This is a genomic window from Neisseria sp. P0001.S005 (genome assembly GCF_051963715.1).
Genome location: NZ_JBQCTZ010000016.1, coordinates 16,873 through 38,099 on the forward strand (window position 1 = coordinate 16,873; position 21,227 = coordinate 38,099).

Here is a 21,227-nt window from a genome sequence, read left to right on the forward strand (position 1 = left end):
ATCAATCAATCCTAAGCCATGAATCCGACCAACTCTATCCTTTCCTCTGCCGCAGATGCGGCTATAGCGTTTTTCCGCCGCCACGAAGTACAGGGGGCATCCGTTATTGAACCTTATGTGGTTCGACTGTTTGCAGCCTTGCAAAACGGGCATTCGTTCATTTATTTGGATAAAGAGGATATCGATGCCTTAAGCAACTTGCCGAATTTGGTCGGTAATGCGGATAAACCGCTTATCCTGCAAGGCCGGAAATTGTTTTTGGGGCGAATGTGGCAGTTGGAGCATGATTTGGCTGTTGAAATCAAACGGCTGGCCAGAGCCGAAGCGGAAGAAGTGAATTTCATGGCGGCTTCAAAAAGCCTGAGCGACTGGTTTGATACTAAAGACAGTAAAGAGCAACGGGATGCTGCGGCTTTGGCTTTGCTGCAAAACTTTATGCTGATTACCGGCGGGCCGGGTACGGGTAAGACGACGACCGTAGCAAAGCTTTTGGGTCTGATTTGCAATAACAGTACGAAGCTGCCACGTATCGCTTTGGCGGCGCCGACGGGCAAAGCGGCTGCGCATATGGCACGGGCTTTGCAGCGTGCTTTAGACGGTTTTGATTTGTCTCCGAGCATTAAAGCGCATTTGGAAAATTTGGAAGGGCAGACCGTCCATCGATTGTTGAAACTGCGGCCGCCGCAAATGCGCCCTGCGTTCAATCGTGAATATCCGCTTGCTTTGGATGTTTTGGTGGTGGATGAGGCTTCGATGTTGGATTTGCCGCTAGTGTTGGATTTGTTGCGTGCCGTACCGAGCGGCTGTCGTTTGGTGTTGCTTGGAGATGAAAACCAGTTGCCGTCGGTTGGCTTGGGAGCCGTATTGGCGGCATTATCACGTCCGACGGCTTTGGATAAAGAAACCGCTGAAAAGTTGGAAGTGTACCTGCCCGATCATGATTTTGAGATTAAAGGGCAGCCACAAGCTTTATCGCAAAACAATGCCAAATTGACATTCAGCCACCGTTTTGGTGCAGACAGCGGTATCGGCTGTTTGGCAAGGGCGGTGGTGTCCGGGGAAAAGCAAACTGCGGTTGAACAGTTTGACAAGTTCCCCAAAGAATTGGAAATGAAATCAGGCCGTCTGAAAGAGCAGGTTGCCTTGCTGTATCAAAAGCAACAGGATTATTGGCAGGCCGTAGCGGAGAATAATGTTGCACTCGCCTATGGTTATGCGGCCGATGTGGTGGTATTGGCGGCTTGGCGGCAGGATGCTGATGATTTGAATCAGGCTTATCAAGAATACTTGCAACGGCAAGGCAAGGTTTCGGGCGAAACGCCTTGGTTTGCCGGACAAATCATCATGATTACGCACAATGATTATATGTTGGAAGTGTTTAACGGCGACATCGGGCTGATTATGCCGGATAAAGAATCGTTGAATGGCTTGTCTGCATATTTTCCTGAGAAAGATGGATTCAAAAAAATTGCTATCAGCCGTTTGCCCGATTTTGAATCGGCTTTTGCCATGACGGTGCATAAGAGCCAAGGTTCGGAATATCGGGAAGTATGGCTGTTGCCGCCGTCAGTACCTGCAACGACGGAGAGTGAAGAAGAGGCCCGAGGTTTGGATAAAGCTTTGCTTTACACGGCCATTACCCGTGCGCGTGAACGTTTTGTATTTTGGGGAAATGCGGAGGAATTATGTAAAGCTGTGGAATGCCATCAAAAACGCAGGACAGCATTGGCCGATGCCTTGAAATGGCAGTTTGAACAGCCTGATGAGCAGGCTTCCGTTTGACCTGAATCAAGAGGCCGTCTGAAAGAGGATAAAGCGTTTAAATCTGCTTGATTGATTACACTAATTTACATACGATAAAAATAATTAGTAAATAAAATGAATAATTTATACGAAATTCATAATTTTGTACGCTTTATCGAATACTTCACTTTCAATACCTTCTTTTGGAGAGTCGGCATGAAATTTCAAACCAAACTGATTGCAACCTGTATTTTATTGGCTTCATCATCTTATTCTTTGGCAGAGAATGCTGATGGCGGACGTGATGCGGCGGCTTTGGCCACCACCAACGATTACGTCAATTCCGGCAGTATCATTCGCAAAGATGACGATAGAATCAGCATTTTCAATGATTTGTTGATTGTAAATGGTGGCTTGCGCGTACGTGCGGATGCCAAAGACATCAATGCCAACAACAGCAGCATCAATCCGACGCCTGAAGATACCAATGCCAACTTCAATGCGGAGTTTTGGTTACGCGCAAAACTGTATAAAGATTGGAAATTGGTGGCGCAAATTGAGCCGAATATCGATTTGGAAACCGGTAAATTCAACGGCGATCATGATGTGCCGGTCAATAAACTGTATGCCGAAGGCACTTTGTACAACAATATTAAAGCGCGTGTCGGTAAATTTGGTGCGTTCTCTTCCTACGGCCGCGTCTGGGATACCGAAGTAACCGGCGGCGAAATCTTCTTCGACAATAAAACCCTGCCTACCAAAATCTATGCGGGCCGCCGCACTGGCAACCTGAACGACAACACATGGGGCATTGGCGGCCGCCGCAGACATTTTGCCGCGGTTCAAAGTATGTTGCCTGTGAATGAGAATATCAACGTCGGCGCAACCGTCAGTTACATGAAAGACATCGATGTACGCGGTGCGAAGAAAAATGCGGTCTTCGGAGAAATCGGTACGGACATCAAGTTTAATGATGATTGGCATTGGATGGCCGCAGTCAGCAAGTCCAATATCAAAGCCTATAATGATGCCGGACAAAAAATCAAAAATGACGGCGTGTTCACTGAAGTGCGCTATAAATTGGCCGACTGGAACGTCCGCAATTCTTACGACGTATTCTTGAACTACCGTCGTGTCGGTTCGTTGTCCGGTGTCTCTTCTGTTGAGGATTACAGCAAAAACGTCCAAGGCGTGCAAATCGGTGCGACCTATATTCCTTGGAAAAACTGGAAACTCAAAGGCTTCTATTTGGCCGGCAAACAGGTTACGCCTACCGTCGGCAGGGATAAGCAGGACGTAAACGTTATTCGTGGTCAGTTAGAATATAAGTTTTAATCATCACAAATAAAAAACAGGCAGGGTGTCCTGCCTGTTTTTGGTTTTCAGACGGCATGGATATAAGGCCGTCTGAAACAATGGATGAAATGGATGAAACGCTTTACCAGCTATCGCGCTTCATACGGTCAAGCTGGCGTCGGTCGCGTTTGGTTGGGCGTCCGTCCGGATAAGCGGCACTGATGCGGCTGGCTTGGTCGAGTTGTTTTTGAGCTTCGCGTTCGGCAGCCGTTTTCATATCTTCTTCGTAGAGTAAACGCGCTTCCGGTGCCGGGCGGCGTTGATGATTGAGCGCGGCAACTTTGAATTTGTAGGGAAGGGAGTTCAAAGTCATGTCGATGGTGTCGCCGGCAGAAATATTTTTGCTGTTTTTCACTTTTGAGCCGTTTACCAAAACTCTGCCCAGCTCAATATGTTTTTGTGCCAGCGCGCGGGTCTTGAAAAAGCGTGCGGCCCACAGCCATTTGTCCAAGCGCATGGACGAATTGTCATGATCGTTTTTCATAGCCTGTTTGAAATGATTGAACTGAATTGAAGTTTATCATAAGATACGGCACTTCATGCGTTTAGTGCAGCTATACTATTCCTTTGTTAAAGGCCGTCTGAAAGATTTTTTATTGCAAAAGATGGCAGTTTCCCTTTGAGAAATGCTGTCAAATGCGTCTGATTAGCGTATCATGTCAGCAACCGTTACCGAGAGCTTTGTTTTATGAAACCCGTATTTTTGGACTTCGAACAACCCATCGCCGAATTAACCAATAAAATTGACGAGTTGCGATTCGTACAAGACGAATCTGCCGTTGATATTTCTGACGAGATTGCCAGACTGAAAAAGAAAAGCAGTGAGTTGACCAAGTCAATTTTCAGCAAGCTGACTCCGGCTCAAATTTCACAAGTATCCCGCCATCCGCAACGTCCTTATACTTTGGACTACATCAACGGTATTTTTACCGATTTTGAAGAGTTGCACGGCGACCGCCATTATTCTGACGATCATGCCATTGTCGGCGGTTTGGCGCGTTTTAACGGCCAAAGCGTGATGGTTATCGGCCATCAGAAAGGCCGCGATACCAAAGAAAAAATCCGCCGCAATTTCGGTATGCCGCGTCCTGAGGGTTACCGTAAAGCACTGCGCTTGATGAAGACTGCCGAAAAATTCAATATTCCAGTTATGACCTTTGTCGATACTCCGGGCGCGTATCCGGGCATTGGTGCAGAAGAACGCGGCCAGTCTGAAGCCATCGGCCGTAATTTGTACGAACTGACCCGTCTGCATGTGCCGGTATTATGCACCATCATTGGTGAAGGCGGTTCAGGTGGCGCGTTGGCAGTGGCTGTCGGCGACTACGTCAATATGCTGCAATATTCGACTTATTCGGTGATTTCTCCCGAAGGTTGCGCTTCTATTCTTTGGAAAACTGCTGAAAAAGCAGCAGATGCCGCGCAAGCATTGGGTATTACCGCCAAACGCCTGCAAGAGTTGGATCTCATTGATAAAGTAATTGATGAGCCTTTGGGCGGCGCACACCGTGATTTTGAAACCACGATGAAAAACGTCAAAACCGTTTTGGAACAGCAATTAAGCGAAGCGCAAAGCATGACCATGCCTGACTTGCTTTCTCGCCGTTTCGACCGCATCATGGCTTACGGTAAATTTACCGATAAATAAGTTTGACTGCTGAAAAAGCAAGCAGATGTCGCTGCTTGCTTTTTTTGTGTTCTATTTTTGAGTAATTCACAATTTCAGGCCGTCTGAAATGTCGCAACTATCCCCTGATTCCCTATTTAAAAGTTTTCACGCAGCTTTTCCTGATTTGCCGAGCCATACTGTGGTTGAAGTTGGTTTGAGTGGCGGATTGGATTCTGTCGTCCTGCTGCATCTTTTGCACCGGACGCGTGAATTTCACCATTTTGATTTGCGTGCCGTCCATGTTCATCATGGTTTAAGCACTAATGCCGACAGTTGGGCAAAATTTTGTCAGGATTATTGTCGGGGTTTGAATGTGACCTTGCGCGTGTGCCGTGTCAATGTGGAAAAACAAGGAAAAGGTTTGGAGGCTGCGGCCAGGGCTGCCCGATATCAGGCATTTTCAGACGGCCTGAAGAAAATTATTGTTTTGGCCCATCACCGCAATGATCAAATCGAAACATTTATGTTGTCGGCTGTGCGAGGGGGTGGATTACGCGGTATGGCGGCCATGCCGGTATGGCGTGATTTAAATGAAGAGATTCAAATTTGGCGGCCGCTTTTGGCATTTTCCCGTCAGGAACTGGCTGAGTATGCGCAACAATGGGGATTATCTTTTGTTGAAGACGAAAGTAATGAAGACTCAGGCTATTTACGCAATTGGATGAGAAATCAGGCTTTGCCGAAATGGCAGCAGCGTATCCCGAATTTTGAGCAGCAAATTTGTACCAATGTTCGATTATTGCAGGAAGATTTGCAGCTTTTAGATGAATTGATTGAGTCTGAATACCAGCGCATCAGTCCAAACGGAATATTCAGCATCAGTCTATGGCGGCAGTGTACCCCGCTTTTGCGTCGTCGGCTGCTTTGGTATTTTTTGCGAAAGCAAACGGAATCATTGCCTTCTTATCACAGCATTGCCGATTTTGCCCGAGTATTAGAAACCGCTGATCAAGCGCAGTTGAATTTGCCAGACGGGAAACTAGTCGTATATCGAGATAAGCTGTTTGTTTGTCAGGAAAGTGAGTTTCAAAAACTGCCTTGGTGTAATGGCAGGGAAGTTCGAGGCCGTCTGAAAGATATTTTGCTGGAAAACGGTTTCGTTTTATTACCCTTTAAGGGAGGTTTGTCAGAAGAGGAGTTGGAGAAGCAGGCGGTACTTCGAAATGTGGCCAAAGGTGATGTGATTCAGTCGGGGCAGAGGGAAAAATCAGTCGAAAAACTATTGCAAGAGTGTCATATTGTGCCATTCGTCCGTAAATATTGGCCGATTATCCTAAGTATGGGCAACAAGTGCCTTGCTGTTATTAATCTTCGGGTGGGAAGCGATGTTCAAATAGGGGAAGGCTATCTGCCTGTTCATGAAAAGTTAGCTAAATATATAGTAGAAAAGTAAAGAGACTAACTTTAAATTTAATAAGTATTAGTAATTTAACTACTTTTGCTAAGTGTAGATATAATAAGCAATATAGCTTATATTAGAGTATCTATACGAATAAACTTTTGCGATTAAATGTAATCTTGTGGAACTTTTTCAAAGCGATGCTGTCTTTATTGTGCACAGCACGCTTTACTATTTTTTGGTTTAAAGCAGTAAAACGATTAAAGGTTGGGTATGAACGATCGCCAAATAGATCAAGTTTTGGTGGAGCGCGCGCAGAAAGGTGACCATAAGGCATTCGAGATGCTGATGTCCAAGTATCAGCGTCGGCTAAACAGACTGATTTCCCGTTTTATTCAGGATGAGCACGAAGTACACGATGTAACCCAAGAGACAATGATTAGGGCTTATCGTGCGCTGGTTAATTTTCGCGGTGAGAGTGCATTTTATACATGGCTGTACCGTATCGGTATCAATACGGCAAAGAATTTTCTGACCACTTCGGGTCGCCAGTTTTTTGTCAGTTCGGAAGCAGCCAATGAGGAGGGAGATGTTCTTGATTTAACCGATCAGATTGCAGATTACCATACGCCGGAAGCTGAAATGATGAATCGGGAAATCTTGCAGACCGTCGAAGCAAGCATTGCGCAACTGCCAGACGATATGCGTCAAGCCATTACACTTAGGGAAATGGATGGCTTGTCTTACGAAGAAATAGCTCGGGTAGTGGATTGTCCGATAGGTACTGTACGTTCGCGTATTTTCAGAGCGCGTGAACTGATTGCAAAAGATTTGCGGCCGCTGTTGGATACTTCTGAAGATCAAAGGTGGTAATAAAAATGAATGACAAAACAAATAAAGCATTGGAGTATGTGTCTGCATTGATGGACGGTGAAGCATTGACTGATGAGATGCTGGATGCCGTATTGGCAGATGAGGAAGCCTTGCGCGCTTGGCATGAATACCACATTATCGGCGACTGTATCCGTCAGGGTGCTGCGGCGAGTGTTACCGGTAAAACCATGCAAAGCAAAGCATTTACAGTGCCTCAAAACGAGGCTGAAGGCAAACAGGAAAAATATGCTCAGCGTGAAGCGGCCAATAGCGGCTTCTTCAAATTCTTCGCGGCCACAGCCAGCGTGTGTGCGATTGCTGTTGCAGTATGGCAATTTACACCGCAAACTTCTCGTGACGATATGCCAGTTGCAGAGAAGTCTAATGTTCAGCCTGCTCAAAATATCATTCCGGTAAGCGGTACGCCTGGTGATAAAGCGGCTTCCGAGCCTGACGAGACTGTTGTGCCGAATGCGGCAAAAGACAGCAAACTTGAAAACCGTCCGACTGTCCGTACCGAGCAGCAAAATGAGCAGCAGACTGTTGTGCAGTAAAAAATGAAATCATGTAAAACCCTTGCTTCATTGCAAGGGTTTTTTATTTTCGAAGTGAAACTGTCAGGCCGTCTGAAAGCATAGCTTCAAGGAAGTTAAAACAGTTATAATGCGCTCCATGAAACTGATTACCTCTGCTCAAAACGAACAGCTCAAACATTTATTCCGTCTGCTGACGCAGGCCAAAGCAAGGCGTGAAAGCGGTGAAACCGTATTGGAAGGCGTACATCTGCTGCAAACTTATTTGCAAAGCGGCGGTACGCCCAAACAGGTTTACTTGCCTGAAAAGAAACAGCAACATCTTGAAATTCAAGAAATTACGGCGCAGTTGGACGAGGGATTGATTACTTGGGTCGGTAACGAAGCACTGTCTAAAATCACCAGTCTGACCGATGCCGATGATGTGATGACTTGGATTGATATTCCGCAGCAGGCAGGTTTGCCTTCAGACGGCGATTGCGTAGTATTGGAGCGGGTACAAGACCCCGGCAATGCAGGCACGATTTTGCGCAGCGCGGCGGCAGCCGGAATCAGGCAAATCGTGTGCGGCAATGATTCCGTGGATATCTGGTCGCCCAAAGTGTTGCGAGCGGGGATGGGTGCGCATTTTCTGCTGTCTATTTTCAATCGAGTGGAATTATCCGCTTGGATGGAAACGTATCAGCATCAAATTTGGGCAACTGCCTTGGGCGGTCGCAATATCGGTTTGTATGAAATGGACCTCAGTCAATCTTGTGCTTGGGTGTTTGGCAACGAAGGCAGCGGCGTGAGCGAAACGGTAAAAGAGAAGGCTGATGCCTGTGTCAAAATCCCCATGTTGGGGCAAACCGAATCCTTGAATGTCGCGATGGCGGCAACGGTTTGTCTGTTTGAACAAATGCGGCAACGTATCCATGCCTAGGCCGTCTGAAAACAATAATACAATTTTATTTTAAGGAACAAAAATGCAAATACTGACTTTTGATGAAGCGGCACGCAGCCGCTTGATGGAATTGCTGGATGATAAATCTGAAGCCCATAACACCATGCGTTGTGATGAGGTTCAAGGTTTTATGATGGCTTTATTGAGCGGTCCGGATGCTTTGAATCCGACCAACTGGCTGCCAGAGATTTTGGGTGAGGAATCTTTGTTTGATGCCAAAGAGCGCACCGAAATCGAACGTTTGGTCATGGCAATGGCCGCCGATATGCGCATGAAGCTCAACGAAAAAATCCTGCCTGATCTGTGGCTTTATGAAGATGAAGCCGGTAATCCGGATTTCTACACTTGGTGTAATGCCTACCTTTACGCACTGGATATTGTGCCTACCGATTGGTTTGAAGCAGTCGAACAGGAAGAATTTGAAGATTTGTTCTATCCGATTATGGCTTTGGGTGGTATCTATGATGATGAGGAAAACGGCGAAGTCATCTTGCATCTGAATGAAAAAGAGCTGACCCAGCTGGAATCTGATTTGCCACATGTCCTGCTGGATATTTACTGGTACTGGCAGGCCATCATCAATAAGCCGCAAACCGTACGCCGTGAAGGCGAAAAAGTGGGGCGTAACGATCCTTGCCCGTGTGGCAGCGGTAAAAAGTACAAAGCTTGCTGCGGCAAATAACCAATGAAATAAAAAGGCCGTCTGAATACTTGAAATTCAGACGGCCTTTAATATTTTTTATTTAGAAGAATGAGGCTAACCAAACAAACAGGATGGTCAGTGCGATGGTCAATGCGCAGCCGATTTTGGCTACGGTACCGATGATGAAGCCGATAAACGTACCGATACCGACTTTGCCTGCCTGCCAAGTGTCTTTGCGTGCAATAAATTCGCCGATGGCCGCGCCGGTCAGCGGGCCGAGCAACAAGCCGGGAATAGAGAAGAATGCGCCGACGATGCCGCCGATAAATGCACCCCAAACCGCGGTTTTACTTGCGCCGGTATATTTTGCACCCAATGCACCCGCCACATAATCCATTGCAGTACCGAATACGGCAACAATGGCCAAAAAGGTCAGCGTACCCGAGCCAAACACTTGATAATCGCCGGCATAACCCAACAGCCATGCGCCGCCAAACATCAAACCCAGTCCGGGCAAGGCAGGGTAAATAGTGCCTAAAATGCCGACAACAATGGCGATTAAACCGAGGATAATCAGAATGGTGGTCATGGTTTTCCTTTTGATAGAGGGGTGGATAATGGCGGTATTATGAGGGCGTTTTGCCGGATTGCGATAAAGGTTTATGCAAGAAAATGAAAATATGCCTAAATATTCAGACGGCCTTTCAGTCAATAGCTACCGAAAGGCCGTCTGAATGTCTAAACGCGGTTACATACCGCAGGTTTTGGGTTTGTTTGCCAAAATATTGATGACTTTGCGTTCGGTTTTTTGCGGTTCGATTTTAATTTCGCTTTCGTCTTCTTCGCTGCCGTCGGAGAAACGTTCCGGCATTTTTTCGCTGTCAAACGCCAAGTCGCCGCCGTGTTTCAGGCTTTGACCGCGTTCCAAGCCGACAAAGTCGAAAAGTTCGGTATCGGCCAAATGCGATGGAACGACGTTTTGTAGAGCGGAGAACATAGACTCGATACGGCCGGGGAAGCGTTTGTCCCAGTCGCGCAACATATCGCCGATGACTTGGCGTTGCAGGTTGGGCTGAGAGCCGCAGAGGTTGCATGGGATAATTGGGAATTGCTTCAGCTCGGCGTATTTAATCAAGTCCTTCTCTTTGACATACGCGAGAGGACGGATGACGATGTGTTCGCCGTTGTCGCTTACCAGTTTGGGCGGCATGGCTTTGAGTTTGCCGCCGTAAAACATATTCAGGAACATGGTGGCGAGGATGTCGTCGCGGTGGTGTCCCAAGGCGATTTTGGTGCAGCCCAATTCTTTTGCAGTGCGATAGAGGATGCCTCGGCGCAAACGGCTGCACAGTGAACAAGTCGTTTTACCTTCTTCCAATACACGTTTGACGGTGGAATAAGTGTCTTCTTCAACGATTTTGTAGGGAACGCCGATGCTTTCGAGATAGGTCGGCAATACTTCTTCAGGGAAGCCCGGCTGTTTTTGGTCGAGATTGACGGCGACCAGTTCAAAATCAATCGGCGCGCTGGCTTGAAGCTGGCACAGAATGTCTAAAAGGGCGTAGCTGTCTTTGCCGCCTGAGAGGCAGACCATGATTTTGTCGCCCGGCTCGATCATATTGAAATCGTTAATGGCATCGCCGACGGCGTGGCGCAGGCGTTTGCTGAGTTTGTTGTTTTCTAATTCTTGCTTGGTTTTTTTGGACATGGCTGTTTGTGCTTTGAAATAATAGAAAAATTTAAGGGCGGTATTGTACCGCAAAAGAATAAAGGTCGTCTGAAAAACTGCGCTTGCTTGGTTGAAGCGGCGTTTTCAGACGGCCTGATATTTGCTCTTTATTTGATTTGAAGGGCGGTAATTTTGATTTCAACCTTCCAGTCGGGAGAAGCCAGTTTCGCCTCCACGCAGGCGCGGGCCGGAGCGCGTTCGGGGGCTGTCCATGCATCCCAGGCTTCGTTCATAGCGGCGTAGTCGTTCATATCGGGCAGATAGATGGTGGCTTCTAAAATATGGGCTTTGTCGGATTGGCATTGTGCGAGCCATGAATCGATTTGCGCCAAAACATTTTCAGTTTGCGCTTTGGCATCGGCTTCAGGATTTTCGGGAACCATGCCGGAGAGGAAAACCAAGCCGTTGGCTACGACGGCTTCCGAATAGCGTTTGCTTGCACCAAGATAGCGGATATCCATGTTGTCTCCTGATTTCAAAAAGAAGGTATGGTAACATTGCGACTGTTTACGTTCCACATTTAAGAGGGGCCGTCTGAAAAGGATGGCGGGAAACAACCCATGAGTAAAGCAGAATATCCGGTTACGCAGGCAGTACGCTTTTTACGCAGTAAGAAAATCGATTTTGTCCCTTATGTTTACGCGTATGAAGAACATGGCGGTACGGCGCGTTTTGCCGAATGTGCGGGCAAGCCCGAGCATCAAGTCATCAAAACGATCGTCTTGCAGGATGAGCATAAAAAAGGTTTGGTTGTTTTAATGCACGGCGACAAACATATTTCCACCCGCAATCTGGCGCGCGAGCTAGGCTTGAAACACATCGAGCCGGCAACAGCGGATCAGGCGGCGAAATGGACTGGATATTTGGTCGGCGGTACATCACCGTTCGGTATGAAAACCGCTTTGCCGGTTTATGTGGAAGAAAGTATTTGGGCTTTGGACGAGATTTTTATCAATGGCGGCAAACGTGGGTTTATCGTAGGCATGAAGCCTGAAAACCTGCGGACGCTTAATCCGAAAGATGTTCATGTTGCAGTCGATTCATAAAGGATAGGAATACAGATGGAACAATTAAATTTATACGAAATCTTGGGAGTATCTCAGGATGCTGATATCAACGTTATCCGCGAGGCTTACGGCAAATTGGTGGCCAATCCGGATATTCAGAAAGATGCGGAGCGGTTTAAAGCCATCGGACAGGCTTTTGAAGTATTGTCTCATCCGGAAAAACGGTTGGCTTATGATGCGGCTATGCAGTACGAGCGTCAGGAAACCAATACCAACAACTTCACTGATATGGCGACAAATGTGGTTAACACGCCCAGCTCTGACGTGAAAAACTATGTTTTTATCGCTTATGTGACATATGCTGTGGGCTTATTGATTTTGTTTACCCCCGTTGTCGGTGTGATCATGGCGTATGTTAAACGCGATGAGGCTCAAGGCAGTATTTACGCCAGCCATATCGATTATTTGATTAAGACATTTTGGGTGTCTTTAGTAGGTACGGTTTTGGGCACTTTTACTACACTTATCTTAATTGGTTGGTTGATTCTGTTGGTAACTGCCATTTGGTTTATTTACCGTGTAGTCATCGGACTGATTAAACTGAATGAAGATAAGCCCGTCTCCACTCAAGGATGGTTTTAAAGCATGGCATATTTATTGGCAAGTATCGTTTGCAGCGTGTTGGTTTCCGTATTGCTGAAAGTGGCGCGCAAGCAAAAAATCAATATCGAGCAGGCGGTAGCGGTGAACTACATCGTTGCTATAACCTTGACCATGCTGGTGTTAAAGCCTGATTTGAGCAATCCGCAGGTATTTTTACCGACTTGGTGGCTTTTTGCGGCCTTGGGTATATTACTGCCAACCGTGTTTGTCATTATGGGCAAATCGGTAGATGCGGCAGGTATTGTCAAATCGGACGCGGCACAACGCCTATCGTTGTTTCTGCCGATTGTCGCTTCATTCACGCTTTTCCATGAGCAGTTGACCGAAGGCCGTCTGATTGGTTTGGTATTGGCATTTACGGCACTGTTTTTCTTACTTTGGAAAAGCGATGGCGGCAAGAAATCCGGCGGCTTCAGCACGCAAGTAATGCTGCTTTTGGGCGTTTGGTGCGGCTACGGCGTCATTGATATTTTGTTCAAACAAGTGGCCAAAAGCGGTACCGCGTTTGCTGGTAATTTGCTGGTGGCGTTTTGTTTGGCAGGTATCTTGATGTTTGGCTACCTGTTTGCCAAAGGAAGCAAATGGACTAAAGAGGGCATAGTGGGCGGTATGATTTTGGGCTGCCTGAACTTTTTGAATATTGTTACCTACATCTCGGCACACCAAATCATGAAGGATAATCCGACCTTGGTATTTGCCGGTATGAATATTGGCGTGATTGTTTTGGGTACGCTGATTGGTGCGGCAATATTTAAGGAAAAAATCAGCAGCATTAATGCAGCCGGTATCAGCATTGCTATTTGCTCGATAGCCTGCCTGTTTTACTGGCCGCAGATCCGCAGCTTGCTAGGCTAAAAATACTTATGCCGTCTGAAAATTTTCAGACGGCCTTATTTTTATTATAAAATAGCCATTCATGCGCCGATTTGGCCGTATGGGAATTATTTTGCGCTTACGGGCGTTTCTATGTTAAACAAAGAAGTTGAACTCACACAATAATATCGATAGTTACATCATGAAACATATTCAAAAACACATTCAATGCGCCGTTCTCGGCATGCTGGTATTGTCCGGCTGTCAATCTTATCAGGAAGATCAAAGCCGCCGCAGCAAAATGGCTCAATTCGCGCTTAACCATCCCGTAGCCGCTCAAGTTATCGGTATGGAAGACGAAGGCTTAATCAATATGACCAGCAATGCCGCACGTTTTGCCGAGCGTTCAGGTTTGGACGATAAAGCAAACGGCGACAGCAGGGGGACACAAGTCAATGCCGTACGCCAAGCATTGTGGCAGGCGGCGATTGCTTCCAAATTCGACAGTATTATTGCAGAAAAAGCAGGTAATGCGCGTCTGACGGATATGGAGTTGCGTGAAGGTAAAGACGACTACTTCAGCCGCTACCTTGCCGACCAAGCGGTCGATCAACGCAACAACCGTATCGGCCGCAGTATCGGCAGTGCCAAGCCCGACCGCGATATGAAAACGCTAGCGGCAAGCATTTTGTTCTACTACAACAAAGTAGGCTTGTGGACGGCTTCCGAAGTGAACAACCGTTGGCACATCAAACAGGAAAAACTTTCAGACGGCCAGTATGCCGAGGCATTGAAAAACATCGCCAAATTGGATCAAAACGGCATGACCGAACAGGAACGTAGCGGTTATAAAACCGATACACTCAACGAAATCAAGCGTTCGGTTAAGGCCATGCGTCAAGTCGAAGACTGATTTTAAGACTTCATCATTTAAAGGCAATTATTATGAATTTCCCTCCGCGTTATGTCTCAAACACCCGTATGCGCCGTATGCGTAAAGATGATTTTTCACGTCGCCTGATGCGCGAGCATACTTTGACGGCAGATGATTTGATCTATCCGGTTTTTGTATTGGAAGGTCAGAATCAGGAAGAGGCAGTACCATCCATGCCTGGCGTCAAACGCCAAAGTTTGGACAAATTGTTGTTTACCGCTGAAGAAGCACTGAAGCTCGGCATTCCTATGCTGGCTTTGTTTCCCGTGGTAACGCAAAACAAAACCGAATTTGCGGAGGAAGCTTATAATCCTGAAGGCTTGGTACCGACAATAGTACGAACCTTGCGTGAGAAATTCCCAGAACTGGGTATCATGACTGACGTTGCCTTGGACCCTTATACCATTCACGGCCAAGACGGTTTAACCGATGAAAATGGCTATGTCCTCAACGATGAAACCATTGAAGTTTTGGTAAAACAGGCTTTGTGTCATGCAGATGCGGGCGCACAAGTCATTGCCCCATCAGATATGATGGACGGACGTATTCTTGCCATTCGCGAAGCTTTGGAAGATGCTGGACACATCCATACGCACATCATGGCATATTCGGCAAAATATGCTTCAGCGTTTTACGGCCCGTTTCGCGATGCTGTCGGCAGCTCCGGCAATTTGGGTAAGGCAGACAAGAAAACCTACCAAATGGATCCTGCAAACACTAACGAAGCCTTGCACGAAGTAGCATTGGACATTCAAGAGGGCGCAGATATGGTAATGGTAAAACCGGGTCTACCGTATCTGGATGTCGTCCGCCGAGTTAAAGACGAGTTCGGCGTACCGACTTATGCCTACCAAGTTTCCGGCGAATATGCCATGCTTCAGGCAGCCATTCAAAACGGTTGGTTGGATGGCGAAAAAACCATTTTGGAAAGCCTGTTGGCATTCAAACGCGCCGGCGCCGATGGTATTTTGACTTACTATGCGATTGAAGCGGCAAAATTGTTGAAGAAGTAAAATAAAGAAATAAATTAAAAAGCGGCAAACAGTGTTTATCCTGTTTTGCCGCTTTTTTGTATTACTTAAAATTGACTCAATAGAGCCCGACTAAGGTTTATTTTTTTAAATCTAAAAAATCTTGTATAGTCATTTTGACCAAATAAAGGCCGTCTGAAAAATCAGGGAACTGTTTTTTCAGACGGCCTTATATAATTTAAACCTTAGTGATGGCTGCAACCCCCGTGGGTTTCACGCAAAGCTTCGGCTGCTTGCTCGTCTGCGTGGTAGCTGGAGCGAACCATTGCGCCGATGGCGGCATTGGTAAAGCCCAATTCGTATGCTTCTTTTTCAAAAACTTTGAATTGGTCAGGCGTTACATAGCGCAAGACGGGCAAGTGGCCGTCTGAAGGTTGCAGATATTGGCCGATGGTAATCATCTCGATATTGTTGGCACGCATATCGCGCATGATTTCGCGTACGTCCTCGTCTGTTTCGCCCAAGCCGACCATGATGCCGGATTTGGTCGGGATATGAGGCATCATTTCTTTGTAGCGGCGCAGAAGCTCGAGGGAATGTTGGTAGTTGGCACCCGGACGGGCTTTTTTATACAGGCTTGGATGGGTTTCCAAGTTGTGGTTCATCACGTCGGGCGGTGTTTCTGCCAAGATTTCCAGTGCGATGTCCAGACGGCCGCGGAAATCGGGAACGAGGATTTCGATTTTGGTATTCGGGCTGGTTTCACGGATGGCTTTGATGCAGTCGGCGAAATGTTGGGCGCCGCCATCACGCAGGTCGTCACGGTCGACGGAAGTAATCACGACATAGCGTAGGTTCATGGATTTGACAGATTCGGCCAAGTGTTTAGGCTCGTCAGGATCCAACATGTTGGGGCGGCCATGGCCAACGTCGCAGAACGGGCAGCGGCGGGTACAAATATCGCCCATAATCATGAATGTGGCCGTACCTTTGGTAAAGCATTCGCTGATGTTTGGACAAGATGCTTCTTCGCACACGGTATGCATTTTTTGTTCGCGAAGAATATTTTTGATTTCAAAGAATTTCTTGCCCGGTAATTTGGCGCGGATCCATTCGGGCTTTTTCAATTTTTGTTCCAATGGAACGACTTTAATCGGAATGCGTGCAGTTTTGTCTGCGCCTTTTAGTTTGATGCCGCGTTTGGGGTCGTTTTTTACTTCTTCACTCATGGTGATGTGTTCTTTCTGTCGTTATAAAGGCCGTCTGAAAAGCTGATTGCGGCCTTTATGGCCTAAGGGCTTGTGGGTTCAGAGGGGCAGTTAAAAGATGGCGTTGGGGTCGAATATTTTCAGACGGCCTTATGCTAGCTCTTTTTGTAAATGCTTAGTCAGTTTGTCTGAAACTTCTGCCAAACTGGGTGCCGGAGAGACATAGTCGGCAATTTGGGTCATTTCCATACCGGCATAACCGCAGGGGTTGATATGGGTAAACGGACTTAAATCCATGTTCACATTGAGAGCCAAACCGTGGTAAACGGATCCGTCTTTGATACGCAGGCCAAGGGAAGCGATTTTACGCTCTCCGACATAAACGCCGGGGCGTTTGGGATCGGCGGCTGCTTCGATGCCGTATTCTGCCAAGGTGGCGATGATGCTGTTTTCAAGTGCGGAAACGATGTGGCGGACACTGGTTTTACGGCGTTTGAAATTGATCATCGTATAGACGACCAGTTGGCCGGGGCCGTGATAGGTAATTTGACCGCCTCTGTCAATTTGGACAACGGGAATATCGTCGCGGATGAGGAGGTGTTCGGGTTTTCCGGCCAAGCCTTGGGTAAATACGGGCGGATGTTCGACCACCCATAATTCGTCTTCGGTATTTTCGTCACGTGAGGCATTAAATGCCTTCATGGCTTCGAAAGTCGGCAGGTAATCGACCAAGCCTTTGTGCACGATTTTCATTACAGCACCACTTTTACCAATTTGTGTGCAGTCAGGTCGCGGTAGATATTGTCGAGCTGCTCTTGGTTGTCGACATTTACTTTGACGGTTGCGCCGGTGTAGTTGCCTTTGCTGCTTGGGCGCGTAGTAATGTGGTGCGGCTCGGTATCGGGAGCGTGTTTGCGCACGGTTTCCAAGATGGCGGATTCAAATTCGGGATGAACTGCACCCATAACTTTCAAGGAGAAAGTACAGGGGAATTCAATCAGTGATTTTTTTTCAGTTGAGTCTGTCATGGTTTACTGCCTTGTTTGGTTTGCTTGGGCCGTCTGAAAAGTTTTCAGACGGCCTGAAATCCGATATATTTTATCGTAAACGTCCATATCGGGCTATTAAAAATGATGTTTTCGAAAATAGGTGCGGATAAGCTGTTTTCAAGTCTTGAAATGCAGCGCTTCAGCCCAATTTTGAGCTACATTCTGATTTAACAATGATTGAGATTTCTAACTATGCCGACAAAAGACAAATATTTCGAGGAATACAGTGCGCTGGCTACCTTGCCTTTACGCGATGTTGTGGTGTATCCGCATATGGTATTGCCGCTGTTCGTCGGTCGTCCTAAATCGATTGCGGCCCTTGAGGCGGCAATGGCCAATGATGATCCGGTTTTCCTGTTGGCCCAGCTTGACCCTAATACAGAAGATCCTAAAGCTGAAGATTTGCACCAGACCGGCACGGTCGCCCAAGTTTTGCAGGTTTTGAAGCTGCCTGACGGTACGGTTAAAGTATTGGTAGAAGGTATCCGTCGTGCGCGTGCATTGACGGTTGATGAAACAGGCGGATTGTTTTTGTCCCATGTTGAGGCGATTGATGAGAATAGCGACAAGGACAATCCTGAAATTGAGGCCTTGCGCCGTACTCTGCTGACTCAATTTGAGCAATATGCGAAGTTGAACAAAAAAATCCCTGCCGAAGTCATCAGCACCATCAGCAGTATTGATGACAACAGCCGCCTTGCAGATACTATTGCCGCGCATTTGCAGCTGAAATTGGAGCAACGTCAATATGTATTGGAGACTGCCGGCATTGTTGACCGTTTGGAATTTCTGCTGGCGCAGTTGGAAGCCGAACTCGACATCATGCAGGTTGAGAAGCGCATCCGTGGCCGCGTGAAACGTCAAATGGAAAAATCCCAACGCGAGTATTACTTAAATGAGCAAGTGAAAGCGATTCAGAAAGAGTTGGGCGAAGAAGACGAGCGCGGCGAACTGGATGCGCTGGAGAACAAAATCAAAGAAGCAGGCATGAGCAAAGAAGCTGAAGAAAAATGTCTGTCTGAATTGAAAAAACTGAAAATGATGCCGCCAATGTCTGCGGAATCTACCGTCGTGCGCAACTATATCGATACTTTGCTTGAGTTGCCGTGGAAGAAAAAATCCCGTGTCAGCAAAGATATTGCCAAGGCTGATTTGATTTTGAATGCCGACCACTATGGATTGGAAAAAGTCAAAGAATGTATTTTGGAATATTTGGCTGTTCAAAAACGTATGGACAAGCTCAAAGGCCCGATTTTGTGTCTGGTTGGCCCTCCGGGTGTGGGTAAAACTTCCTTGGGTGAATCGATTGCCAAGGCGACAGGCCGTCAATATGTGCGTATGGCGTTGGGCGGCGTGCGTGATGAAAGCGAAATCCGCGGCCACCGCCGTACCTATATCGGCTCTATGCCGGGCAAAATCCTGCAAAACATGGCGAAAGCCGGTGTGAAAAATCCATTGTTCTTGCTCGATGAAATCGACAAGATGGGCAGCGATTTCCGTGGTGATCCGGCCAGTGCTTTGCTTGAGGTGCTGGATCCTGAGCAAAACAACAAGTTTGCCGACCACTATGCCGAAGTTGATTATGATTTGAGCGATGTGATGTTTATTGCAACTTCAAACAGCTTGAATATCCCGACTCCGCTGCTTGACCGTATGGAAATTATCCGTCTGTCCGGTTATACGGAAGACGAAAAAATCAATATCGCCATGCAATACCTTGTGCCGAAACAAATGAAGCGCAATGGTGTAAAAGAGGGCGAATTGGTGGTTGATGAAAGTGCGGTACGCGATATTATCCGTTACTACACCCGCGAGGCCGGTGTCCGCTCGTTGGATCGTGAAATTGCCAAAATCTGCCGCAAAGTGGTAATGCAGGTTACTTTGAATGAGGATAAGAAAAAAGCGTCTAAATCCAAAACAGTAAGCAAGGCCAAGCCTAAAGCGATTAAAGTTACTGAGAAAAATCTGCATGACTATCTGGGCGTACGCCGTTTCGACTATGGTGTGGCTGAAAGCGAAAACCGTATCGGTCAGGTAACCGGTTTGGCTTGGACGGAAGTCGGTGGTGAGTTGTTGACTGTTGAGGCGGTTGCCTTGCCGGGCAAAGGTACGATTCAATGTACCGGCCAACTGGGCGATGTCATGAAAGAATCGGTATCGGCCGCATGGTCGGTTGTCCGTTCCCGTGCTGAATCAGTGGGTTTGGCTCCTGATTTTTACGAGAAGAAAGACATTCACATCCATGTGCCTGAAGGTGCGACGCCAAAAGACGGTCCGAGCGCAGGTATTGCCATGACTTTGGCGATGGTTTCTGCCTTTACCAAAATTCCGGTGCGTGCAGATGTGGCGATGACCGGCGAAATTACTTTGCGTGGCGAAGTTTTGCCGATCGGCGGTTTGAAAGAAAAACTGCTGGCTGCTTTGCGCGGCGGGATCAAGCATGTATTGATTCCAAAAGACAACATCAAAGATTTGGAAGAAATCCCTGAAAATGTCAAAACCGGTCTGACCATTCATCCGGTCAAATGGATTGATGAAGTGTTGGCTTTGGGCTTGGAAACTCAGCCTGAGCAATGGGCGGCTGAATTGGCGGTTGCCGAGACCCCGCAAACTTCTAAGGCGAAGTCAAGAACAAAAGCAACCAAGCATTAAGTTGGCCGTCTGATGTTGCAAAAAATGTGGTTTTGCCCTGAATGCCACAAAAATAGGGCAATTCCACATCTTTTACTTGACATGATAATTTCAGAATTGCTATAAAGTGCGTATGTGCTTTAAAAGTGCTTAAGCCCCGAGTATTCGGGCATTTCATCATTTTTTACGATAGGAAGGGACTAATTGTGAACAAGTCTGAATTGATCGAAGCAATTGCTCAAGAAGCCGGCATTTCCAAATCTGCTGCGCAAAAAGCTTTGGATGCTACTACTAATGCCGTAACCAACGCGTTGAAAAACGGCGACACTGTTACTCTGGTCGGTTTCGGTACTTTCTACGTCGGCGAACGCGCCGAACGTCAAGGCCGCAACCCTAAAACTGGCGAGCCTTTGACTATTGCTGCTGCTAAAACTCCTAAATTCCGTGCCGGTAAAGCATTGAAAGACGCTCTGTAATTTAGAGTCTTTCCCTGAATGGGAATAAAAAACCGAATTGATTCGGTTTTTTATTTTGAAGGCCGTCTGAAACCTTTCAGACGGCCTTTAGTTTGTTGAGTGCATAAAAAGGCTGAAATCCTAATGATAAAAGGATTTCAGCCTTTTTAGTTTATCTTGTTACATTTGATTTTTATATTGATATACCTTATCATTAACGGAAACACAGTATTCAAAACAAACCGCACTTATCGAAAGAAGGGGCAAATAGCCATTCATAACCAATCTTTCAAATGTGCCACGCACTCGTCATACTTCTCACATTTTTTCAATAATCTGATTTTAAAACAAATGAAAAGAGAGGCTTATGTCTACCATTCCTTTGTCGCGCCTTAAAAAAGGCGCAGTCGTACATATTGATTCCATTGCTCCCAACCCTGTTTTTGGTGATTTGGATACCTTGGTAACCCGTCGTCTTTCGGATTTGGGTTTTTCCAGCGGAATGCCGTTGCAAGTGATTGCAGTGGGTGGTTTTGGGAGAGGCCCGTTTGCGGTACGTTTGGGTAACCAATCCCAATTCTCCCTGCGTTTGGAAGAGGCCGGGAAGATTATGTGTCGTATCGTTGAGGCCGTTTAAGGCCGTCTGAAAGAATAAGGAAAAATGATGG

23 protein-coding genes are annotated in these 21,227 nt (G+C 46.9%); 16 read left to right on the forward strand and 7 right to left on the reverse strand.

The features are described from left to right. Positions 1-18 precede the first annotated feature (18 nt). Positions 19-1,782, forward strand: a complete 1,764-nt coding sequence (recD, locus tag ACTHSP_RS04000) for an exodeoxyribonuclease V subunit alpha (RefSeq protein ID WP_440345669.1) — start codon at positions 19-21, stop codon at positions 1,780-1,782. Positions 1,783-1,878: 96 nt separating this feature from the next. Next, positions 1,879-3,078: a hypothetical protein gene (locus tag ACTHSP_RS04005; protein ID WP_440345670.1), complete on the forward strand. Its 1,200-nt coding sequence runs from the start codon at positions 1,879-1,881 to the stop codon at positions 3,076-3,078. Between the two features lie 103 nt (positions 3,079-3,181). Here the strand turns inward: ACTHSP_RS04005 and ACTHSP_RS04010 are convergent, their stop codons facing one another. Further along, a complete protein-coding gene (locus ACTHSP_RS04010) occupies positions 3,182-3,583 on the reverse strand; it encodes an RNA-binding S4 domain-containing protein (RefSeq protein WP_003679090.1) in 402 nt (133 codons plus the stop codon). 204 nt (positions 3,584-3,787) lie between these two features. On the opposite strand from ACTHSP_RS04010, the gene ACTHSP_RS04015 reads away from it, so the two are divergent. The 6 genes from ACTHSP_RS04015 to ACTHSP_RS04040 all read left to right on the forward strand — a co-directional run bounded on the left by ACTHSP_RS04015 (position 3,788) and on the right by ACTHSP_RS04040 (position 9,138). Then, on the forward strand, positions 3,788-4,747 hold the full coding sequence (locus tag ACTHSP_RS04015) for an acetyl-CoA carboxylase carboxyltransferase subunit alpha (protein ID WP_070748760.1): 960 nt from the start codon (positions 3,788-3,790) through the stop codon (positions 4,745-4,747). A gap of 88 nt (positions 4,748-4,835) precedes the next feature. Next, positions 4,836-6,161 (forward strand): tRNA lysidine(34) synthetase TilS, encoded by a 1,326-nt coding sequence (gene tilS / locus ACTHSP_RS04020; protein ID WP_049352344.1) that lies wholly within the window; start codon positions 4,836-4,838, stop codon positions 6,159-6,161. Positions 6,162-6,380: 219 nt separating this feature from the next. Next, positions 6,381-6,980 carry an RNA polymerase sigma factor RpoE gene (gene rpoE, locus ACTHSP_RS04025; RefSeq protein ID WP_049352341.1) on the forward strand — a complete coding sequence of 200 codons (600 nt, stop codon included), beginning with the start codon at positions 6,381-6,383 and terminating at the stop codon, positions 6,978-6,980. A 5-nt stretch (positions 6,981-6,985) separates the two neighbouring features. Continuing rightward, complete coding sequence (locus ACTHSP_RS04030; RefSeq protein ID WP_440345672.1) at positions 6,986-7,534, forward strand: sigma-E factor negative regulatory protein; 549 nt, start codon at positions 6,986-6,988, stop codon at positions 7,532-7,534. 118 nt (positions 7,535-7,652) lie between these two features. Beyond that, a complete protein-coding gene (locus tag ACTHSP_RS04035) occupies positions 7,653-8,435 on the forward strand; it encodes a TrmH family RNA methyltransferase (RefSeq protein ID WP_036472392.1) in 783 nt (260 codons plus the stop codon). Between the two features lie 43 nt (positions 8,436-8,478). Continuing rightward, positions 8,479-9,138 carry a UPF0149 family protein gene (locus ACTHSP_RS04040; protein ID WP_440345673.1) on the forward strand — a complete coding sequence of 220 codons (660 nt, stop codon included), beginning with the start codon at positions 8,479-8,481 and terminating at the stop codon, positions 9,136-9,138. Between the two features lie 61 nt (positions 9,139-9,199). Here the strand turns inward: ACTHSP_RS04040 and ACTHSP_RS04045 are convergent, their stop codons facing one another. From ACTHSP_RS04045 to ACTHSP_RS04055, 3 genes are all read right to left on the reverse strand, one after another. Then, positions 9,200-9,688 carry a DUF456 domain-containing protein gene (locus ACTHSP_RS04045; protein ID WP_036472395.1) on the reverse strand — a complete coding sequence of 163 codons (489 nt, stop codon included), beginning with the start codon at positions 9,686-9,688 and terminating at the stop codon, positions 9,200-9,202. Between the two features lie 159 nt (positions 9,689-9,847). After that, positions 9,848-10,807 carry a tRNA 2-thiocytidine(32) synthetase TtcA gene (gene ttcA, locus ACTHSP_RS04050; RefSeq protein WP_250600636.1) on the reverse strand — a complete coding sequence of 320 codons (960 nt, stop codon included), beginning with the start codon at positions 10,805-10,807 and terminating at the stop codon, positions 9,848-9,850. A gap of 128 nt (positions 10,808-10,935) precedes the next feature. After that, positions 10,936-11,289: a RidA family protein gene (locus ACTHSP_RS04055; protein WP_003683286.1), complete on the reverse strand. Its 354-nt coding sequence runs from the start codon at positions 11,287-11,289 to the stop codon at positions 10,936-10,938. 99 nt (positions 11,290-11,388) lie between these two features. Here ACTHSP_RS04055 and ACTHSP_RS04060 point away from each other — a divergent pair, with 99 nt between their 5' ends. The 5 genes from ACTHSP_RS04060 (at position 11,389) to hemB (ending at position 15,258) form a co-directional block, all read left to right on the forward strand. Further along, positions 11,389-11,874, forward strand: coding sequence for an aminoacyl-tRNA deacylase (locus ACTHSP_RS04060; RefSeq protein ID WP_003683433.1), 486 nt, complete (start codon positions 11,389-11,391; stop codon positions 11,872-11,874). A gap of 15 nt (positions 11,875-11,889) precedes the next feature. Then, the gene (locus tag ACTHSP_RS04065; protein WP_049352325.1) at positions 11,890-12,477 is read left to right on the forward strand and encodes a DnaJ domain-containing protein; all 588 of its coding nucleotides are present in this window, start codon (positions 11,890-11,892) and stop codon (positions 12,475-12,477) included. Between the two features lie 3 nt (positions 12,478-12,480). After that, complete coding sequence (locus ACTHSP_RS04070; protein ID WP_049352322.1) at positions 12,481-13,353, forward strand: DMT family transporter; 873 nt, start codon at positions 12,481-12,483, stop codon at positions 13,351-13,353. Between the two features lie 160 nt (positions 13,354-13,513). After that, positions 13,514-14,224 carry a DUF6973 domain-containing protein gene (locus tag ACTHSP_RS04075; protein WP_049352320.1) on the forward strand — a complete coding sequence of 237 codons (711 nt, stop codon included), beginning with the start codon at positions 13,514-13,516 and terminating at the stop codon, positions 14,222-14,224. A 32-nt stretch (positions 14,225-14,256) separates the two neighbouring features. After that, complete coding sequence (gene hemB, locus ACTHSP_RS04080; protein WP_049329593.1) at positions 14,257-15,258, forward strand: porphobilinogen synthase; 1,002 nt, start codon at positions 14,257-14,259, stop codon at positions 15,256-15,258. A gap of 203 nt (positions 15,259-15,461) precedes the next feature. Here hemB and lipA read toward each other — a convergent pair whose 3' ends face one another. From lipA to ACTHSP_RS04095, 3 genes are all read right to left on the reverse strand, one after another. Next, positions 15,462-16,445: a lipoyl synthase gene (lipA, locus tag ACTHSP_RS04085; RefSeq protein WP_003683323.1), complete on the reverse strand. Its 984-nt coding sequence runs from the start codon at positions 16,443-16,445 to the stop codon at positions 15,462-15,464. Positions 16,446-16,574: 129 nt separating this feature from the next. Then, the gene (lipB, locus tag ACTHSP_RS04090) at positions 16,575-17,177 is read right to left on the reverse strand and encodes a lipoyl(octanoyl) transferase LipB (protein ID WP_049352317.1); all 603 of its coding nucleotides are present in this window, start codon (positions 17,175-17,177) and stop codon (positions 16,575-16,577) included. Then, entirely contained in the window at positions 17,177-17,452 is a 276-nt protein-coding gene (locus ACTHSP_RS04095) for an HP0495 family protein (protein WP_049352316.1), read from the reverse strand. Before ACTHSP_RS04095 ends, lipB begins: the two co-directional genes overlap by 1 nt. Before the next feature lie 213 nt (positions 17,453-17,665). On the opposite strand from ACTHSP_RS04095, the gene lon reads away from it, so the two are divergent. From lon to ACTHSP_RS04110, 3 genes are all read left to right on the forward strand, one after another. Next, a complete protein-coding gene (gene lon / locus ACTHSP_RS04100; protein WP_049352313.1) occupies positions 17,666-20,125 on the forward strand; it encodes an endopeptidase La in 2,460 nt (819 codons plus the stop codon). 185 nt (positions 20,126-20,310) lie between these two features. Further along, positions 20,311-20,580, forward strand: a complete 270-nt coding sequence (locus ACTHSP_RS04105; RefSeq protein WP_003683413.1) for an HU family DNA-binding protein — start codon at positions 20,311-20,313, stop codon at positions 20,578-20,580. 346 nt (positions 20,581-20,926) lie between these two features. Then, complete coding sequence (locus ACTHSP_RS04110; protein WP_003683509.1) at positions 20,927-21,196, forward strand: FeoA family protein; 270 nt, start codon at positions 20,927-20,929, stop codon at positions 21,194-21,196. The last annotated feature ends 31 nt before the right edge of the window (positions 21,197-21,227 follow it).

Excerpts from the sequence above, each read along its gene's own strand:
- recD (WP_440345669.1), top strand. The coding sequence starts at position 19 with ATGAATCCGACCAACTCTATCCTTTCCTCTGCCGCAGATGCGGCTATA.
- ACTHSP_RS04060 (WP_003683433.1), top strand. The coding sequence starts at position 11,389 with ATGAGTAAAGCAGAATATCCGGTTACGCAGGCAGTACGCTTTTTACGC.
- ACTHSP_RS04030 (WP_440345672.1), top strand. The coding sequence starts at position 6,986 with ATGAATGACAAAACAAATAAAGCATTGGAGTATGTGTCTGCATTGATG.
- ACTHSP_RS04010 (WP_003679090.1), bottom strand. The coding sequence starts at position 3,583 with ATGAAAAACGATCATGACAATTCGTCCATGCGCTTGGACAAATGGCTG.
- ACTHSP_RS04005 (WP_440345670.1), top strand. The coding sequence starts at position 1,879 with ATGAATAATTTATACGAAATTCATAATTTTGTACGCTTTATCGAATAC.
- ACTHSP_RS04095 (WP_049352316.1), bottom strand. The coding sequence starts at position 17,452 with ATGACAGACTCAACTGAAAAAAAATCACTGATTGAATTCCCCTGTACT.
- ACTHSP_RS04055 (WP_003683286.1), bottom strand. The coding sequence starts at position 11,289 with ATGGATATCCGCTATCTTGGTGCAAGCAAACGCTATTCGGAAGCCGTC.
- lipB (WP_049352317.1), bottom strand. The coding sequence starts at position 17,177 with ATGAAAATCGTGCACAAAGGCTTGGTCGATTACCTGCCGACTTTCGAA.
- ACTHSP_RS04110 (WP_003683509.1), top strand. The coding sequence starts at position 20,927 with ATGTCTACCATTCCTTTGTCGCGCCTTAAAAAAGGCGCAGTCGTACAT.
- tilS (WP_049352344.1), top strand. The coding sequence starts at position 4,836 with ATGTCGCAACTATCCCCTGATTCCCTATTTAAAAGTTTTCACGCAGCT.
- ACTHSP_RS04040 (WP_440345673.1), top strand. The coding sequence starts at position 8,479 with ATGCAAATACTGACTTTTGATGAAGCGGCACGCAGCCGCTTGATGGAA.
- hemB (WP_049329593.1), top strand. The coding sequence starts at position 14,257 with ATGAATTTCCCTCCGCGTTATGTCTCAAACACCCGTATGCGCCGTATG.
- lon (WP_049352313.1), top strand. The coding sequence starts at position 17,666 with ATGCCGACAAAAGACAAATATTTCGAGGAATACAGTGCGCTGGCTACC.
- ttcA (WP_250600636.1), bottom strand. The coding sequence starts at position 10,807 with ATGTCCAAAAAAACCAAGCAAGAATTAGAAAACAACAAACTCAGCAAA.
- ACTHSP_RS04035 (WP_036472392.1), top strand. The coding sequence starts at position 7,653 with ATGAAACTGATTACCTCTGCTCAAAACGAACAGCTCAAACATTTATTC.
- rpoE (WP_049352341.1), top strand. The coding sequence starts at position 6,381 with ATGAACGATCGCCAAATAGATCAAGTTTTGGTGGAGCGCGCGCAGAAA.
- lipA (WP_003683323.1), bottom strand. The coding sequence starts at position 16,445 with ATGAGTGAAGAAGTAAAAAACGACCCCAAACGCGGCATCAAACTAAAA.
- ACTHSP_RS04075 (WP_049352320.1), top strand. The coding sequence starts at position 13,514 with ATGAAACATATTCAAAAACACATTCAATGCGCCGTTCTCGGCATGCTG.
- ACTHSP_RS04070 (WP_049352322.1), top strand. The coding sequence starts at position 12,481 with ATGGCATATTTATTGGCAAGTATCGTTTGCAGCGTGTTGGTTTCCGTA.
- ACTHSP_RS04065 (WP_049352325.1), top strand. The coding sequence starts at position 11,890 with ATGGAACAATTAAATTTATACGAAATCTTGGGAGTATCTCAGGATGCT.
- ACTHSP_RS04045 (WP_036472395.1), bottom strand. The coding sequence starts at position 9,688 with ATGACCACCATTCTGATTATCCTCGGTTTAATCGCCATTGTTGTCGGC.
- ACTHSP_RS04015 (WP_070748760.1), top strand. The coding sequence starts at position 3,788 with ATGAAACCCGTATTTTTGGACTTCGAACAACCCATCGCCGAATTAACC.